Origin of the sequence: Pseudomonas koreensis (genome assembly GCF_024169245.1) — a bacterium.
In the GTDB taxonomy this organism is placed as follows: Bacteria; Pseudomonadota; Gammaproteobacteria; order Pseudomonadales; family Pseudomonadaceae; genus Aquipseudomonas; species Aquipseudomonas koreensis_F.
This window is the reverse complement of the sequence record NZ_JALJWP010000001.1, coordinates 2,171,271-2,188,920: the sequence shown is the minus strand read 5'-3', so window position 1 is coordinate 2,188,920 and position 17,650 is coordinate 2,171,271. Positions and strand designations below refer to the sequence as shown.

The window sequence follows — 17,650 nt, the reverse complement described above, 5'->3', positions numbered from 1 at the left end:
CGAATTACTCCTTGGTGTCTTCAGGTGCTGGAGCGGCAACGTGCTGATTGTCTTCAGCCACGGCGCGCTCGATCAGTGCCGACAGGTGCGCACCACGCACGACGGATTCGTCGTAGTGGAAGTGCAATTGCGGCACGCTGCGCAGCTTCATTTCGCGGGCCAATTGCATACGCAGGAAACCTGCGGCGGCATTGAGCACCTTGATGCTTTGCGCGATGTCTTCAGCGTTGTCCTGGCCCATCACGGTGATGAAAATCTTCGCATGACCGACGTCACGGGACACTTCCACAGCGGTGATGGTGACCAGGCCGACGCGCGGGTCTTTGACTTCGCGACGGATCAGTTGCGCCAGCTCGCGCTGCATCTGATCGCCGATACGTTGGGTACGGCTGTATTCTTTTGCCATGATTTGTTACCTGTTACTGCCCAGCGGTGAAACCCGCAAGGTCTGAAAGCGGCAAACGCCCGGCCTGACAAAAGCCAGACCGGGCGTTGCGTTTAGAGTCCGGACGCTGGGCCGTGCATTTGTATGCTACGGCCCATCGTGGCCCTTGAAGTGCGCGAGTCAGAGGCTGCGAGCAACCTGAACCTTCTCGAAGACTTCGATCTTGTCGCCGACTTTGACGTCGTTGTAGCTCTTCACGCCGATACCGCATTCCATGCCGGCACGTACTTCGGAAGCGTCATCCTTGAAGCGGCGCAGGGATTCCAGCTCGCCTTCGAAGATAACGATGTCTTCACGCAGTACACGGATCGGACGGTTACGGTGCACGACACCTTCGATCACCATGCAACCGGCGATCGCGCCAAACTTCGGCGAACGGAACACGTCACGCACTTCGGCCACACCCAGGATGTTCTCGCGAACATCGCTGCCGAGCATGCCGGTCAGGGCTTTCTTGACGTCTTCGATGATGTCGTAGATCACGTTGTAGTAACGCATATCCAGACCTTCCTGCTCGACGATCTTGCGAGCGCCAGCATCGGCACGCACGTTGAAGCCGAACAGTACAGCGTTGGAAGCCAGTGCCAGGTTGGCGTCGGATTCGGTGATACCACCGACACCGCCACCCACGACGCGCACTTGTACTTCGTCGTTGCCCAGGCCATTCAAGGCACCGTTCAACGCTTCCAGCGAACCACGGACGTCGGACTTGAGGACGATGTTGAGCGTCTTCTTCTCGGCCTGACCCATGTTTTCGAAGATGTTTTCCAGCTTGCCGGCGTGAGCGCGAGCCAGTTTGACTTCGCGGAACTTGCCTTGACGGAACAGAGCCACTTCACGGGCTTTCTTCTCGTCGGCAACCACGCTCATCTCGTCGCCAGCGTCCGGGGTACCGTCCAGGCCGAGGATCTCGACAGGGATGGATGGACCGGCTTCCTTGATTGGCTTGCCGTTCTCGTCGAGCATGGCACGTACGCGGCCGTAGTTCGAACCGACCAGGACCATGTCGCCTTGACGCAGAGTACCGTCCTGAACCAGCACGGTTGCCACCGGGCCACGACCCTTGTCGAGACGCGATTCAACCACCACACCACGGCCCGGAGCCGACGGAGTAGCTTTCAGTTCGAGAACTTCGGCCTGCAGCAGAACGGCTTCAAGCAGCTCGTCCACGCCAGTACCCATCTTCGCCGAAACCGGTACGAATGGCGTGTCGCCACCCCAGTCTTCGGAAGTCACGCCGTGAACTGACAGTTCGCTGCGGATGCGATCGAGATCGGCGCCCGGCTTGTCGATCTTGTTCACTGCAACCACCAGCGGTACGCCAGCTGCCTGAGCATGCTGAACGGCTTCGATGGTTTGCGGCATCACGCCGTCGTCCGCTGCAACCACAAGGATCACGATGTCGGTCGCCTTGGCACCACGGGCACGCATTGCGGTAAACGCAGCGTGACCCGGGGTGTCGAGGAAAGTGACCATACCGCGATCAGTCTCAACGTGGTATGCACCGATGTGCTGGGTGATACCGCCGGCTTCGCCAGCAGCTACCTTGGCACGACGGATGTAGTCGAGCAGGGAAGTCTTACCGTGGTCAACATGGCCCATTACGGTCACGACTGGTGCACGGGAGAACGACTCACCTTCAAACTTCAGGGACTCGGCCAGGGAATCTTCCAGGGCGGTGTCGCTGACCAGGGTCACTTTGTGGCCCAGTTCTTCGGCTACCAGTTGAGCAGTTTCCTGATCAAGCACCTGGTTGATGGTCGCTGGGGTACCCAGTTTGAACATGAACTTGATGATTTCAGCAGCCTTGACCGACATCTGGTTGGCCAGATCGCCAACCGTGATGGTCTCGCCGATCTGCACGTCACGCACGACAGGGCCGGTCGGGCTCTGGAAACCGTGGGCGTTGCGCTTCTTCAGCTTGGCCTTGCCGCGACCACCACGACGGAAGCCATCGCTTTCTTCGTCGGTAGTGCGTGGCGCGACACGTGGCGCCGGAGCTTTTTCCTTGACCGATGCGCGATGCGGAGCGTTTTTGCGCTCGCCATCACCGCCGCCGCTGCGACGATTGTTGTCATCGGCACGTGGCTTGTCCGGACGGCGCTGTTCGTTCTGCTTGTTGCGAACGTCAGCCGATGGAGCAGGAGCAGCAGCCACCACCGGTGCGCTTTCACGAACAGGTTCGGCAGCGGCTGCCGGTGCCGCAACGGCATCGCTGGCAGCGGTTTGCGCAGCAGCAGGCTGGCGACGCGCTTCTTCTTCGGCGCGTTGCTTGGCTTCTTCTTCAGCCTTCTGACGGGCAGCATTTTCTACTGCGCGACGCTCATCCAGTTCACGCTTGCGCTCGGCTTCGATTTCTTCCGGGCTGCGCTGTACGAAAACTTTCTTCTTGCGAACTTCAACGCTGATGCTCTTGCTACCAGCCACACGCAGGGTGCTGGTGGTTTTACGCTGCAGCGTGATCTTGCGTGGTTCTTCCACTTTCGCCTTGTGACTGCTCTTCAAGTGAGTCAGCAGGGATTGCTTCTCACTGTCAGTCACATTTTCGTCGGCGGCGGTGTGCGGCAGACCTGCCTCACGCATCTGCTGCAACAGGCGCTCTACCGGTGTTTTGACCTCATCGGCCAGTTGTTTCACCGTGACTTGCGTCATGCACTTCTCTCCTCAGGCCGCGCCTAATTACTCGAACCAGTGGGCTCGGGCGGCCATGATCAACTTGCCGGCACGATCATCGTCAATGCCGTCGATGTCGAGCAGGTCGTCAATAGACTGCTCGGCCAGGTCTTCGCGGGTAATTACGCCGCGCACCGCCAGTTCCATCGCCAAATCCTTGTCCATACCCTCAAGCGAGAGCAGGTCTTCGGCCGGATGGGCGTCTGCCAGCTTTTCCTCAGTAGCGATGGCTTTGGTCAACAAGCGATCCTTGGCGCGAGCACGAAGCTCGTTGACGATTTCCTCGTCAAAGCCGTCGATGTTGAGCATTTCCTCCACCGGTACGTAGGCAATCTCTTCCAGGCTGGTGAAGCCTTCATCTACCAGCACCTGAGCCAGTTCTTCGTCGACTTCCAGCTCGTCGATGAAGTTGCGCAGGATGTCGCCGGTTTCTGCTTGCTGCTTAGCCTGGATGTCCGATTCGGTCATCACGTTCAGGGTCCAGCCAGTCAATTGGCTGGCCAGACGCACGTTCTGACCACCACGACCGATGGCCTGAGCCAGATTGTCTGCGCCAACGGCGATGTCCATTGCATGGGCATCTTCGTCAACGATAATTGCCGCAACCTCGGCCGGGGACATGGCGTTGATCACGAACTGGGCCGGGTTGTCGTCCCACAGCACGATATCAACACGCTCGCCGCCCAACTCACCCGACACCGCCTGGACACGCGAACCGCGCATACCGATGCAGGCACCTTGTGGATCAATGCGCTTGTCCTTGGAGCGGACGGCGATCTTGGCACGCGAACCCGGATCACGGGAGGCGGCCATGACCTCGATGAGGCCCTCAGCAATTTCCGGCACTTCGATACGGAACAGCTCGATCAGCATTTCCGGCGCGGTACGCGACAGGATCAGCTGCGGGCCGCGGTTCTCGGTGCGGATTTCCTTGAGCAGCGCACGCAGACGCACGCCGACACGGAAGGTTTCGCGAGAAATGATGTCTTCGCGGGCCAGCAACGCTTCAGCGTTGTTGCCCAGATCGACGATCACGTTGTCGCGGGTGACTTTTTTCACGGTGCCGGAGATGATTTCTCCCAGGCGCTCGCGATAGGCGTCGACCACTTGAGCGCGCTCGGCTTCGCGAACTTTCTGCACGATGACCTGCTTGGCAGTCTGTGCAGCGATGCGGCCGAACTCGATGGATTCGATTTTCTCTTCGACGACGTCACCGACCTTGGCGCCAGGATGCGTTTCGGCAACCTTGCTTGGCCAGGTCTCGATGGCCGGATCGTCGAGATCATTCTCTTCGACGACCGTCCAGCGACGGAAGGTTTCGTAGGAACCGGTGTGGCGGTTGATTTCCACACGCAGGTCCACTTCGTCTTCAAAACGCTTTTTGGTAGCAGTGGCCAGAGCCAGCTCCAGCGCTTCAAAAATTACGCTTGCCGGTACACCCTTTTCATTGGATACCGACTCAACAACCAGCAGTACTTCTTTGCTCATCGTACGCCTCGCCTTTCGCAAGCCATTGGATCCGCGGGATCCGCGTCTCAGTCAAAACTGGGAATAATGTTGGCCTTGTCGATCATATCGATCGGCAACAGGAACTCGTGGTCTTCTACCTGCACCACGACGTCCTGCTCTTCTACACCGCGCAGAAGGCCCTGAAAGTTGCGTCGACCTTCGAAAGGCGAGCGCAGCTTGATCTTCACTTGTTCACCGGCAAATTTGGCAAACTGCTCAAGAGTGAACAGCGGGCGCTCCATGCCAGGCGAGGAAACTTCAAGGGTGTATTCAACGGAGATCGGATCTTCAACATCCAGAACGCCGCTGATCTGACGGCTGACAATGGCGCAATCGTCCACCAGCACGCCACCCTCTTTATCGATATAAACGCGCAACATCGAGTGACGACCCTGAGCCGAAAACTCGATACCCCAGCATTCATAGCCCAGGGCCACGACCACCGGGGCCAGCAAGGCCTGCAACTCTTCTAGCTTGCTCGACACCTGAACCCCCTAGTGCATGATATGTGCATGCTTTGCAAAATAAAAAAATGGGCATAACGCCCATCCTTGAAACGCCGTCGAACAGCGGCGTTGGAAGTATCCAGCTAACAAAAAGCCCCTTAAAAGGGGCTCCTTAAACTGGTTGCGGGGGCCGGATTTGAACCGACGACCTTCGGGTTATGAGCCCGACGAGCTACCAGACTGCTCCACCCCGCGACAAAGCTGGGGCGGAAGTATACGACCGATCCCTTTTAGGGTCAATGTAACCTTCCACCTGCAAGAAAGCCCGCAACAGCGGGCTTTCTTGACTAATTGGTACCGAGAAGGGGACTCGAACCCCTACACCCTATGGGCACAACCACCTCAAGGTTGCGTGTCTACCAATTCCACCACCTCGGCAATACTACGTTTGAAACCCTTCTTACTTCTGCTCTTGAGCTGGAGGCACGTCAGTCGCTGGAGAAGCCGACTTTTGCTCTTGAAGCACCGGGACATCATCAGAAGCCGGTTGTTGCTTAGGTACTTCCAACACCGCTGGATCTGGCAGACCTGCTTGAGTCAGCTGATGAGCTTTCTCTTTAGCAAAGTAACCTAACCCCAAGCTGGTTATGAAGAAACCGGCGGCAAGTATAGCAGTAAACTTACTAAGAAAGGTAGAGGAACCTTGGCTTCCGAACACAGTATTTGAAGCACCTGCTCCGAAAGACGCGCCAGCGTCCGCACCCTTACCCTGCTGCAGCAAAACCAGAGCAACTACGCCCAATGCACCCAGCAGATGAAAAACGACTACGACTGTTTCCAGCATTTTTTCAGTTTCCCGCGGCGCGACAGATCGCACCGAACTCATCTGCATTCAGGGAGGCTCCACCAATGAGCCCCCCATCGATATCCGGCATGCCGAACAGTTCGACCGCATTGGCCGCCTTCACGCTGCCGCCGTATAGAAGCCGCACATTTCGTGCGACTTCAGAATTCTCTGCCGCCAACTGCTCGCGAATGGCTTTATGCACATCCTGAGCCTGTTGCGGCGTTGCAGTCAGCCCGGTACCAATGGCCCAGACCGGCTCGTAAGCAATGACTGCCTTGGCAAAAGCGCCGACACCCAGCTCCTCGATGATGCTGCCCAGCTGACGCCCGACAACTTCAAGAGTTTTCCCGGCTTCGCGCTGCTCGAGGGTTTCCCCTACACACAACACCGGGATCAAGCCACATGCCTGTGCCGCTGCGAACTTGCGATTCAGCATCCCGTCTCGCTCGCCCAGAATCTGGCGGCGTTCGGAGTGCCCGACAAGCACCAGGGAACAACCTGCATCCACCAACTGACTGGGAGCAATCTCACCGGTCAGCGCACCTTGCATGGCTTCCACCGCAGAATTCTGCGCGCCGACCGAAATCGACTTGCCTTTCAAGCCATCAATCACTTGATTGATATACAAGCAAGGCGGGAACACCGCGACATCAACACCGCTAGGCAAGGCCAGATGACGAAGGCCGTTGATCAGCTCAGCGACGCTGGCGCGGGTACCGTGCATCTTCCAGTTACCAGCTACCATAGGGCGACGCATGCTGTACCTCGTCGGTCAAAGTGGGCGCAGATGTTACCCAACACAATCATGGCTTGCAAGCCGTATCAGGCAGAAACTTCGGTTACCAGTTTTGCCAGCTCTTCGGCATAGCCGCGAACCTGGTTTTCGTCCTCGCCTTCGACCATTACGCGCACCAGAGGCTCTGTGCCGGACTTGCGCAGAAGCACGCGACCGCGCCCCGCCATCGCCTGGGTTACACGGGCACTGGCCTCCTTGACAGCTGGATGCTCCAGCGGGCTTTCGCCGCCACCGAACCGAACGTTGATCAGCACCTGAGGGCACTTGCGCAGCGCCTGCCGGGTTTGCGCAAGCCCTTCATTGCGGGATTTCAAAGCCATCAACACTTGCAACGCTGCGATGATCGCGTCGCCCGTAGTGGTGTGATTGAAGCAGACGACATGCCCGGAGTTTTCGCCACCCACCAGCCAATTACGCGCCTGCAGTTCGGCGATGACGTAACGGTCACCGACATTGGCACGAACGAAAGGAATAGAAAGATCCGCCAACGCCAGCTCGAGGCCGAGGTTGCTCATCAACGTACCGACGACACCACCCTGCAACTTGCCGCGCTCATGCAGATCGCGAGCAATGATAAACAGCAAATCGTCACCATCAACGATGGTGCCAGTATGATCAACCATCAACACCCGATCGCCGTCACCATCGAAGGCGATGCCCAGGTCGGCATGCTCGGCCAGCACCGCAGCCTGTAAGGGCCCCATGTGCGTGGAACCGCAGTTGTCGTTGATGTTCAGCCCGTTCGGCTGGGCAGACAATACGACAACTTCGGCGCCCAACTCACGAAAGACGCTTGGCGCGACCTTATAGGTAGCACCGTGGGCACAGTCGATGACGATCTTCAGGCCGGAAAAATTGGTCCCGGTAGGCACGCTGCTTTTACAGAACTCGATATAGCGGCCCGATGCGTCATTGATTCGCGAGACTTTGCCGATCTTGCTCGATTCGACAACGGTCATCGGCGTATCCAGCAACTCTTCGATCATCAACTCCAGCTCATCCGGCAGCTTAGTGCCTTTGCCGGAAAAGAACTTGATGCCGTTGTCGTCATGCGGGTTGTGCGATGCACTGATCACGATCCCGGCTTCAGCCTGGAAAGTGCGCGACAGGTAGGCGATGGCTGGCGTCGGCATCGGGCCGAGCAGCATCACATCGGCACCCGCCGAGGTCAGCCCCGCTTCGAGCGCGGATTCGAACATATAGCCGGAGATCCGCGTGTCCTTACCGACCAGCACCTTGCACGCCCCCATCTTGCGGAACGCCATGCCAGCGGCCCAGCCAAGCTTGAGCATGAAATCAGGCGTGATCGGGTATTCACCAACGCGACCGCGAATGCCGTCGGTACCAAAATATTTCTTGCTCATAAGTGCTCCATCATTCTTATTCGGCTGATTCTACGGCCGCGATCATTGCCACTACATCGACAGTTTCCGCCACATCGTGGACGCGCAATATCCGCGCGCCCTTTACCGACGCCAGCGCCGCCAGCGCCAGACCGCCAGGCAGACGCTCGCCTACGGGACGGTTCAAGGCGTGGCCAATCATACTCTTGCGCGAAACACCTACCAGCAGAGGGCGACCCAGTGCATGCAGGGCCTCCATGTGCTTGAACAAGCTTAGATTGTGCTGCAGGGTTTTGGCGAAGCCGAAGCCGGGATCAAGAATGATCCGCTCGGCAGGAATGCCCGCCTGCGCGCACTGATCCATGCGCTCGGCCAGAAATTCGCCCACCTCGCGAGTGACATCCTGATACTGCGGATTATCCTGCATATCGCCCGGCTCGCCGAGCATATGCATGAGGCAGACCGGCAACCCGGTCGCCGCTGCCGCATCCAGCGCACCATCGCGACGCAGCGAACGCACGTCGTTGATCAATCCAGCGCCAAGCCGTGCGGTTTCGCGCATGACTGCCGGTGTGGAAGTATCAACCGAAATGATGACATCCAGCTCGCGATTGATCAGCTCGACAATCGGTGCGATGCGCTCAAGCTCTTCCAGAGGAGAAACCGCTCGCGCACCCGGCCGGGTCGATTCGCCGCCGACATCGATCAGCGTCGCACCGGCAAGCACCATCGCTTCGGCATGGCGCAGAGCCGCGTCGAGCTGGCTGTAGCGGCCGCCATCAGAAAAAGAATCAGGGGTGACATTGAGAATGCCCATGACATGCGTCTGGGCCAAATCAAGAACCCGGTTGCCGCAAGGCAACCGGGTCAGGGACTGAACAGAAGTCATTTCAAACCTTAAACGTCAGCAGCCGGACCGCCAATCGGTTTTTCCGGACGCTCGTCCTGCACCACAGGTGGCGGAGGTGTACCGGCGCCACCGGACCAATCACGCGGCTCACGAGGTGTACGCCCTGCCATGATGTCGTCAATCTGCTCGGCATCAATGGTTTCGTACTTCATCAGCGCATCAGCCATGGCATCCAGCTTGTCACGATTATCCGTAAGGATCTGCTTGGCGGTGCCGTAGCACTGATCGATGATGCTGCGCACTTCGGAGTCGATCAGCTTGGCCGTCTCACCGGAGAAGCTGGCAGCCTGACCGCCACCGCCGCGACCGAGGAACACTTCGCCCTCTTCTTCGGCGTACATCAGCGGACCGAGTTTTTCCGACAGACCCCACTTGGTCACCATGTTCCGGGCAATCTGACTTGCACGCATGATGTCGTTGGAGGCACCAGTGGTCACACCATCAAAGCCCAGGGTCATTTCTTCAGCGATACGGCCACCGTACAGCGAGCAGATCTGGCTGATCAACGCACGCTTGGACAGGCTGTAGCGATCTTCTTCCGGCAGGAACATGGTCACACCCAGCGCACGACCGCGCGGGATGATCGAGACCTTGTAGACCGGATCATGCTCAGGTACGACGCGACCAACAATGGCGTGGCCCGCTTCGTGATAAGCAGTGTTCTGTTTTTCTTTCTCGGACATGACCATGGATTTGCGCTCGGCGCCCATCATGATCTTGTCTTTGGCTAGCTCGAACTCTTTCATCTCGACGATACGCTTGCCGCTACGTGCCGCGAACAGTGACGCCTCGTTGACCAGGTTGGCCAGGTCCGCACCGGAGAAGCCCGGCGTACCGCGCGCAATGACTGCCGGCGCAACGTCGTCGCCCATTGGCACTTTGCGCATGTGCACTTTGAGAATCTGCTCGCGACCACGAATGTCCGGCAAGCCAACCACCACCTGACGGTCGAAACGGCCAGGACGCAACAGCGCAGGGTCGAGCACGTCGGGACGGTTGGTTGCGGCGATCACGATGATGCCGTCGTTCATTTCGAAGCCGTCCATCTCTACCAGCAACTGGTTGAGAGTCTGCTCACGCTCATCGTGACCACCACCCATACCGGCACCACGATGGCGGCCCACGGCATCGATTTCGTCGATGAAGATGATGCACGGTGCGTGCTTCTTGGCCTGCTCGAACATGTCGCGGACACGGCTGGCGCCGACACCGACGAACATTTCGACAAAGTCGGAACCGGAAATGGTGAAGAACGGCACTTTCGCTTCGCCAGCAATCGCCTTCGCCAGCAAGGTTTTACCGGTACCTGGCGGGCCGACCATCAGCACACCGCGTGGAATGCGGCCGCCCAGACGCTGGAACTTGCCCGGATCACGCAAGAACTCGACCAGTTCGCCGACTTCTTCCTTGGCTTCGTCGCAACCGGCAACGTCAGCCAACGTGGTTTTCACCTGATCTTCGGAGAGCAGGCGCGCCTTGCTCTTGCCGAAGCTCATCGGCCCGCCCTTGCCACCGGCACCGCCCTGCATCTGGCGCATGAAGAACATGAACACCGCGATGATCACCAGGATCGGGAAGCTGGCCACCAGAAGCTGGGTCCAGATGCTTTGCTGTTCAGGCTGCTTGCCTTCAACCACAACGTGGTTGTCGACCAGATCGCCGATCAGGCCATTGTCCTGGATTGCCGGACGAATGGTCTTGAAGCTGTCGCCATCGGTGCGCTTGCCGGTAATCACATAGCCATCGACGGCTACGCGCTCGACCTTGCCATCCTTGACCTGCTGGATGAAGTCGGAATAGTTGAGGGTCTGCGGCTCGTTAGGGCTGGAGAAGTTGTTCATCACCGTCACCAGGACAGCCGCGATGATCAACCACAGGATCAGATTCTTTGCCATATCGTTCAATTAACTACCCTCTGAAGCAAGCTCCGCTACTGGCGCGCGCTTCGCATGATATTCACCGGCCTAACTTACTACATTACCTACAACTCTGGCAGGCGCCGTCTGTAACCCTTTGTGAAACACTTTCTACACAATATTCGCTTATGGCCGCAGAGCGAAATATGAAAAACCTATCGCCCTGCCGAAAAACCTCGTTTTACGCATCACCGCCGCGATAACCCCAGGCCAGCATGTACTGCTCACGGGAGCTGCCACGGGAAGAGTCTGGCTTGATCATCTGGATCTTGTCGAATTTCTTGCGAGCATCCTTCAGATAAACATCGAACCCTTCGCCCTGAAAAATCTTGATGACGAAATTGCCACCGGGCTTGAGGATCCGCTCCGCCAGATCCAGCGCCAGCTCACAAAGGAACATGGCCTTGGGCATATCCACTTCGGGCGTACCACTCATATTGGGGGCCATATCGGAAATCACAAGGTCCACCTGCGAATTACCGACGGCCTCAAGGATTTCGGCAAGCACCGAGTCTTCAGTGAAGTCACCTTGAATGAAGGTCACGTCCGGAATGCCGTCCATCTCAAGGATGTCAGAAGCGATCAGACGCCCCTGACCACCGATCAGCCGGCTGGTGACCTGCGACCAGCCGCCCGGGGCCGCGCCGAGGTCGACCACGCTCATGCCCGGACGGATCAATTTGTATTTTTCCTGGATCTCCAGAAGCTTGTAACTTGCACGCGAACGGTAGCCATCCTTCTGCGCCTGCTTCACATAAGGATCGTTGACATGTCTTTTCAGCCAACCAAGGCTTGTCTTGGAACGCGCCATTGGGCACCTCGATGATTAGGGTCGTGATTAGTTGGGCGGATCCACGAACCCTCGGGTAAAATGGCCGCCATTTTACAGAATCCAGACGAAAGGGTCAGATTATGCCGCTCACTCCAGAGCAGAAGAAACAGTACAAATCCATCGGCCACCACCTCAAACCAGTGTTGACGGTGGCGGACAACGGTTTGACTGAAGGTGTTTTAGCCGAACTTGAACGCGCCCTGGCGGATCACGAGCTGATCAAGATCAAGCTCAACATCCTCGACCGCGAGTCGCGCCTGGCGCACATCGCCGAACTGTGCAAAGTCGGCAAAGCGGACCTGGTTCAGGTCATCGGCAAGATGGCTCTGGTCTACCGCAAGAACTTCAGCGTCAACAAGCAGCTGTCGAACGTTCATCGCTTCAAGTGATGCGCAGGGTCAAGGGTGTGCTTCGCACACCCTGCCACTCCATCCAGGCACCGGCTGCATGACCAGCACCAGCCCGGAAAACCCCAGCACCAGATAACTGAATACCTGCCAGCGCTGCGCATCCGGCCAGCCGACACGCACGGCGACATACATCGCGCACGCGTACAACGCCATCAACAGCACCTGCCCGCGAAAATCCCGCCATAGACTGCCAAGGCCTTCGGCCTGCACCAGCACCAAAGCCTGAAAAATCACGCACAGAGCGGCGAATCCCACCACCAGCACTTCGAATGCACTGGCAACTTCGTCGATCAACAGCGGCGCCAGACCGATCTGGCCTAACGCCGGCTGCAAACCAATGTGAATCAACCATAGACCACCGACCCAAAGCATCTGGGTCAGTTGCCAAAGCATGGCGCCCGCATGCAGCGGGCGCCTTCTTTCAGATGTGACGAACTTCGACAATCTCATACTCGATCACGCCGCCTGGCGTTTTGACGGCGACCACGTCGCCCTCTTCCTTGCCAATCAAGGCGCGGGCCAGCGGCGAACCGACGGAAATCTTGCCGAGTTTGAAGTCAGCCTCATCCTCACCCACGATGTGGTATGTGACGCTTTCATCAGTCTCGACGTTGGCGATTTCGACGGTGGTACCGAAAATCACTTTGCCGGTATGCGGGATGGTCGTGACATCGATGATGACCTGATTCTGAATCCGGCCTTCGATGTCACGAATCCGCGCCTCGACCATGCCCTGCTGTTCGCGCGCGGCATGGTATTCAGCGTTTTCCTTCAAGTCACCCAACTCGCGGGCCGTACCGATGTCCTGGCTGAGCTTCGGACGAACGACCTTGGTCAGGTGAGCATGTTCTTCTTCCAGAGCTTTGGCGCCCTGAACAGTCATGGGGTACTTGGTTATGCTCATGCCTTCAATCCTGCGTGTAGATCCTGCAAGCGGCGCACGGTTTTTTCCGGACCGAACTTCAGCGCTTCGCAGATCGCTTCGCCCGCAGCGATGGTGGTGGTGCAGTAGATCTTGTGCTGCAGGGCGTTGCGACGAATGGAGTACGAATCGGCGATCGACTGACGACCTTCGGTGGTGTTGATGATCAGGGTGACTTCGTCATTCTTGATCATGTCGACCACGTGCGGACGACCCTCGGTCACCTTGTTCACGCGGCGCACTTTCAGGCCTGCCGCTTCGATCAGCTTGGCAGTGCCGGCAGTGGCGACCACTTCGAAGCCCAAGTTGATCAGATCTCGGGCCACGCCTGCAACCAGTGGCTTGTCGTCATCGCGCACACTGATGAACGCGGTACCGCCGGTCGGCAGCACTTCGCTGGCGCCCATCTGCGCTTTGGCGAAAGCTTCACCGAAGGTGTCGCCGACGCCCATCACTTCACCGGTCGACTTCATCTCTGGGCCGAGGATCGGGTCGACGCCAGGGAACTTGGCGAATGGGAATACCGCCTCTTTCACGCTGTAGAAATTCGGGATGATTTCCTTTGTGAAGCCGATTTCCTTCAGGGTCTTACCGGCCATCACGCGGGCAGCGATCATCGCCAGGGAAACACCGATGCACTTGGATACGAACGGCACGGTACGCGAGGCGCGCGGGTTGACTTCGATGACGTAGATGTCTTCGCCCTGCAAAGCCAATTGCACGTTCATCAGGCCGACAACGCCGAGTTCAAGGGCCATTTTCTTGACCTGTTCGCGCATCTCGTCCTGGATGTGCGCCGGCAGCGAGTAAGGCGGCAGCGAGCACGCGGAGTCACCGGAGTGAACGCCCGCCTGCTCGATGTGCTGCATGATCGCGCCGATTACCACATCTTTGCCGTCGCAAACCGCGTCCACGTCCATTTCGATGGCGCAGTTGAGGAAGTGGTCGAGCAGCACCGGGCTGTCGTTGGACACTTGCACCGCGTCACGCAGGTAACGCTTGAGCTCGTCTTCCTTATAAACGATTTCCATCGCACGGCCGCCCAGTACGTAGGACGGGCGCACCACCAGCGGATAACCGATTTTCGCGGCAGCGCGAACGGCTTCGTCTTCGCTGCGCACGGTGGCGTTTGGCGGCTGACGCAGGTTCAGGCGCTCGACCATTTGCTGGAAGCGCTCGCGGTCTTCAGCACGGTCGATGGCGTCAGGGCTGGTGCCGATGATCGGCACGCCAGCAGCTTCCAGAGCGCGAGCCAGTTTCAACGGAGTCTGGCCGCCGTACTGGACGATCACGCCTTTCGGCTTCTCGACGCGGCAGATTTCCAGCACGTCTTCCAGAGTTACCGGTTCGAAGTACAGACGGTCGGAAGTGTCGTAGTCGGTGGAAACGGTTTCCGGGTTGCAGTTGACCATGATGGTTTCGTAGCCGTCTTCGCGCAGGGCGAGAGCAGCGTGAACGCAGCAGTAGTCGAACTCGATGCCCTGGCCGATACGGTTCGGACCGCCCCCCAGAATCATGATTTTGTCGCGACCCGACGGCGCGGCTTCGCACTCTTCCTCGTAGGTCGAGTAGAGATAAGCGGTGTCGGTGGCGAACTCGGCGGCGCAGGTGTCAACGCGCTTGTAGACCGGGAACACTTCCAGCTTCTGACGGTGCGTGCGCAGGTTTTTCTCGGTGACGCCCAGCAGCTTGGCCAGACGCTGATCGGAGAAGCCTTTGCGCTTGAGCTTGAACATCAGGTCGCGGTCGATCGAGGACAGACCGAGGGTCTTGACCTTCTCTTCGTCCTTGATCAGATCTTCGATCTGCACCAGGAACCATGGATCGATCATGTTCATGCCAAAGATGTCTTCGACCGACAGACCGGCGCGGAAGGCGTCCGCCACGTACCAGATACGCTCGGCGCCCGGCACGGTCAGTTCGCGCTTGAGCACGCTCATGCTTTCCGGGTTGCTCAGATCAAGCTTCTCGTCCAGACCGCAAACGCCGACTTCCAGACCACGCAGGGCTTTCTGCAGGGATTCCTGGAAGGTGCGGCCAATGGCCATGACTTCACCGACCGACTTCATTTGCGTGGTCAGGCGCGCGTCAGCCTTGGCGAATTTCTCGAAGGCAAAGCGTGGCAGCTTGGTCACGACGTAGTCGATCGACGGTTCGAAGGACGCCGGGGTCTTGCCGCCGGTGATGTCGTTCGACAGCTCGTCGAGGGTGTAACCCACAGCCAGTTTGGCCGCGACTTTCGCGATCGGGAAACCGGTGGCTTTCGAAGCCAGTGCCGAGGAACGCGATACACGCGGGTTCATTTCGATCACGACCATGCGGCCAGTGTTCGGGCAGATACCGAATTGAACGTTGGAACCGCCGGTCTCGACGCCGATCTCGCGCAGTACCGCCAGCGAGGCGTTACGCAGGATCTGGTATTCCTTGTCGGTCAGGGTCTGGGCTGGAGCCACGGTGATCGAGTCACCGGTGTGCACGCCCATCGGGTCGAAGTTTTCGATCGAGCAGACGATGATGCAGTTGTCCTTTTTGTCGCGGACAACTTCCATTTCATATTCTTTCCAGCCGATCAGCGATTCGTCGATCAGCAGCTCTTTGGTCGGCGACAGGTCCAGACCACGGGCGCAGATTTCTTCGAACTCTTCACGGTTGTAGGCGATACCGCCACCGGTGCCGCCCATGGTGAAGGACGGACGGATGATGCACGGGAAACCGAGGGTTTCGAGAACCGCGTTGGCCTCTTCCATGCTGTGGGCGATGCCGGAACGCGGGCACGCCAGGCCGATGGATTTCATCGCCTTGTCGAAACGCGAACGGTCTTCAGCCTTGTCGATGGTGTCGGCGTTGGCACCGATCATCTCTACGCCGAACTTCTCCAGAACGCCTTCGCGCTCCAGGTCCAGGGCGCAGTTCAGTGCAGTCTGGCCGCCCATGGTCGGCAGGACGGCGTCCGGACGCTCCTTCTCGATGATCTTGGCAACGGTCTGCCACTTGATCGGCTCGATGTAGGTGGCATCGGCCATGTCCGGGTCGGTCATGATGGTGGCCGGGTTGGAGTTCACCAGGATGACGCGGTAACCCTCTTCGCGCAGGGCTTTGCAGGCCTGGGCGCCGGAGTAGTCGAATTCGCAGGCCTGGCCGATCACGATCGGGCCAGCGCCGAGAATCAGGATGCTTTTAATGTCTGTACGTTTTGGCATGGTTTGTCACTCAAATCCGCAGGTCAGTCGGCAAGCCGTCTTGATCGATTTCTGAAGTCCCGAAGGGGCCGCCGGGTGCCGGGGCCGCCCTCAAGGCTTCTCTCTACAGTCTCAAGGCGAACGCTTAGCGTCGCTTGGCCATCTCGTTGATGAAGCGGTCGAACAGTGGCGCGACATCGTTCGGGCCCGGGCTCGCTTCAGGGTGACCCTGGAAGCTGAACGCGCTCTTGTCGGTGCGCTCGATGCCTTGCAGGGTGCCGTCGAACAGCGACTTGTGGATCGCGCGTACGTTGGCTGGCAGGGTGGCTTCGTCTACCGCAAAACCGTGGTTCTGGCTGGTGATCATCACCACACCTGTGTCCAGATCCTGCACCGGGTGGTTGGCACCGTGGTGGCCGTGGCCCATTTTCAGGGTCTTGGCGCCGGAGGCCAGAGCCAGCAGCTGGTGGCCGAGGCAGATGCCGAACACCGGCGTCTCGGTTTCCAGCACTTGCTTGATCGCCTGGATCGCGTAGTCGCATGGCTCCGGATCACCAGGGCCGTTGGACAGGAACACGCCGTCCGGCTTGAGCGCCAGCACATCGGCGGCTGGCGTCTGAGCCGGCACCACGGTGACGCGGCAGCCGCGCTCGACCAGCATGCGCAGGATGTTGACCTTGACGCCGTAGTCGTAGGCGACCACGTGGTATGGCAGTTCGGAGGCTTCGATGGTCGCGTGGCTGTCGGTTTTCAGATCCCAGACAGTCGAGCGCCATTCGTATTGAGTCTTGGTGCTGACGACTTTCGCCAGATCCATGCCCTTCAGGCCCGGGAAGCCTTGCGCAGCAGCGATAGCTGCTTCTTCGGAAATGTTGTCGCCGGCCATGATGCAGCCGTTCTGTGCGCCTTTTTCACGCAGGATGCGGGTCAGGCGACGGGTGTCGATACCAGCGATTGCCACTACATTGTTGGCTTTCAGGTAGTCGGACAGGGACATCGTGTTACGCCAGTTGCTCGCTACCAGCGGCAGGTCACGGATGACCAGGCCAGCGGACCAGACGCGATCGGACTCGGCATCTTCCGGTGTGGTACCGGTGTTGCCGATGTGCGGGTAAGTCAGGGTAACGATCTGTTGGGCGTAGGAAGGATCGGTAAGGATTTCCTGATAGCCGGTCATTGCGGTGTTGAACACCACCTCACCAACGGTCTGACCGTCGGCTCCAATGGCTTCGCCGCGAAAAATGCTGCCATCAGCAAGGGCGAGTATGGCTGGCTTAGTCAAGAAGACCTCCCGTAAATAACGCATGAAAGGGCAATCGCAGGTTGTAAAAAAGCGGAGTGACGTATGGACACGTCACCCCGCTTCTTCACTGAAATTATTCTGCGCGCTTTTAGTGGACACACTAAAGCTGTAGCTTACAG

15 protein-coding genes and 2 tRNA genes are annotated in these 17,650 nt (G+C 58.5%); 1 reads left to right on the top strand and 16 read right to left on the bottom strand.

Annotated features, from left to right (window positions below):
• Nucleotides 1-4 precede the first annotated feature (4 nt).
• The 12 genes from rbfA to rlmE all read right to left on the bottom strand — a co-directional run bounded on the left by rbfA (nucleotide 5) and on the right by rlmE (nucleotide 11,696).
• Complete coding sequence (gene rbfA / locus J2Y90_RS09795; RefSeq protein WP_016771753.1) at nucleotides 5-406, bottom strand: 30S ribosome-binding factor RbfA; 402 nt, start codon at nucleotides 404-406, stop codon at nucleotides 5-7.
• 159 nt (nucleotides 407-565) lie between these two features.
• Nucleotides 566-3,097, bottom strand: a complete 2,532-nt coding sequence (infB, locus tag J2Y90_RS09790) for a translation initiation factor IF-2 (RefSeq protein ID WP_042608863.1) — start codon at nucleotides 3,095-3,097, stop codon at nucleotides 566-568.
• A 27-nt stretch (nucleotides 3,098-3,124) separates the two neighbouring features.
• Complete coding sequence (nusA, locus tag J2Y90_RS09785; RefSeq protein WP_253498919.1) at nucleotides 3,125-4,606, bottom strand: transcription termination factor NusA; 1,482 nt, start codon at nucleotides 4,604-4,606, stop codon at nucleotides 3,125-3,127.
• Nucleotides 4,607-4,653: 47 nt separating this feature from the next.
• Entirely contained in the window at nucleotides 4,654-5,112 is a 459-nt protein-coding gene (gene rimP / locus J2Y90_RS09780) for a ribosome maturation factor RimP (RefSeq protein WP_007973115.1), read from the bottom strand.
• A 139-nt stretch (nucleotides 5,113-5,251) separates the two neighbouring features.
• Nucleotides 5,252-5,328, bottom strand: a tRNA-Met gene (locus tag J2Y90_RS09775).
• A gap of 97 nt (nucleotides 5,329-5,425) precedes the next feature.
• Nucleotides 5,426-5,511: transfer RNA gene (locus J2Y90_RS09770), tRNA-Leu, on the bottom strand.
• Between the two features lie 22 nt (nucleotides 5,512-5,533).
• Entirely contained in the window at nucleotides 5,534-5,917 is a 384-nt protein-coding gene (secG, locus tag J2Y90_RS09765) for a preprotein translocase subunit SecG (RefSeq protein WP_123418240.1), read from the bottom strand.
• 4 nt (nucleotides 5,918-5,921) lie between these two features.
• On the bottom strand, nucleotides 5,922-6,677 hold the full coding sequence (tpiA, locus tag J2Y90_RS09760) for a triose-phosphate isomerase (protein ID WP_042608862.1): 756 nt from the start codon (nucleotides 6,675-6,677) through the stop codon (nucleotides 5,922-5,924).
• Between the two features lie 65 nt (nucleotides 6,678-6,742).
• Nucleotides 6,743-8,080, bottom strand: a complete 1,338-nt coding sequence (gene glmM / locus J2Y90_RS09755) for a phosphoglucosamine mutase (protein ID WP_253498917.1) — start codon at nucleotides 8,078-8,080, stop codon at nucleotides 6,743-6,745.
• Nucleotides 8,081-8,096: 16 nt separating this feature from the next.
• A complete protein-coding gene (gene folP / locus J2Y90_RS09750; protein WP_253498915.1) occupies nucleotides 8,097-8,948 on the bottom strand; it encodes a dihydropteroate synthase in 852 nt (283 codons plus the stop codon).
• Between the two features lie 8 nt (nucleotides 8,949-8,956).
• Nucleotides 8,957-10,864: an ATP-dependent zinc metalloprotease FtsH gene (gene ftsH, locus J2Y90_RS09745; RefSeq protein ID WP_137215575.1), complete on the bottom strand. Its 1,908-nt coding sequence runs from the start codon at nucleotides 10,862-10,864 to the stop codon at nucleotides 8,957-8,959.
• A gap of 202 nt (nucleotides 10,865-11,066) precedes the next feature.
• Nucleotides 11,067-11,696 (bottom strand): 23S rRNA (uridine(2552)-2'-O)-methyltransferase RlmE, encoded by a 630-nt coding sequence (gene rlmE, locus J2Y90_RS09740; RefSeq protein ID WP_039759551.1) that lies wholly within the window; start codon nucleotides 11,694-11,696, stop codon nucleotides 11,067-11,069.
• 101 nt (nucleotides 11,697-11,797) lie between these two features.
• On the opposite strand from rlmE, the gene J2Y90_RS09735 reads away from it, so the two are divergent.
• Nucleotides 11,798-12,106 (top strand): YhbY family RNA-binding protein, encoded by a 309-nt coding sequence (locus J2Y90_RS09735; RefSeq protein ID WP_003221534.1) that lies wholly within the window; start codon nucleotides 11,798-11,800, stop codon nucleotides 12,104-12,106.
• Between the two features lie 9 nt (nucleotides 12,107-12,115).
• On the opposite strand, the gene J2Y90_RS09730 is transcribed toward J2Y90_RS09735, so the two are convergent.
• From J2Y90_RS09730 to carA, 4 genes are all read right to left on the bottom strand, one after another.
• Nucleotides 12,116-12,520: an MFS transporter gene (locus J2Y90_RS09730; RefSeq protein ID WP_253498913.1), complete on the bottom strand. Its 405-nt coding sequence runs from the start codon at nucleotides 12,518-12,520 to the stop codon at nucleotides 12,116-12,118.
• Nucleotides 12,521-12,548: 28 nt separating this feature from the next.
• Nucleotides 12,549-13,025, bottom strand: a complete 477-nt coding sequence (gene greA, locus J2Y90_RS09725) for a transcription elongation factor GreA (RefSeq protein WP_039759729.1) — start codon at nucleotides 13,023-13,025, stop codon at nucleotides 12,549-12,551.
• A gap of 2 nt (nucleotides 13,026-13,027) precedes the next feature.
• The gene (gene carB, locus J2Y90_RS09720; RefSeq protein WP_039759558.1) at nucleotides 13,028-16,249 is read right to left on the bottom strand and encodes a carbamoyl-phosphate synthase large subunit; all 3,222 of its coding nucleotides are present in this window, start codon (nucleotides 16,247-16,249) and stop codon (nucleotides 13,028-13,030) included.
• A gap of 124 nt (nucleotides 16,250-16,373) precedes the next feature.
• Nucleotides 16,374-17,510, bottom strand: coding sequence for a glutamine-hydrolyzing carbamoyl-phosphate synthase small subunit (gene carA, locus J2Y90_RS09715; protein ID WP_064364500.1), 1,137 nt, complete (start codon nucleotides 17,508-17,510; stop codon nucleotides 16,374-16,376).
• Nucleotides 17,511-17,650 lie beyond the last annotated feature (140 nt).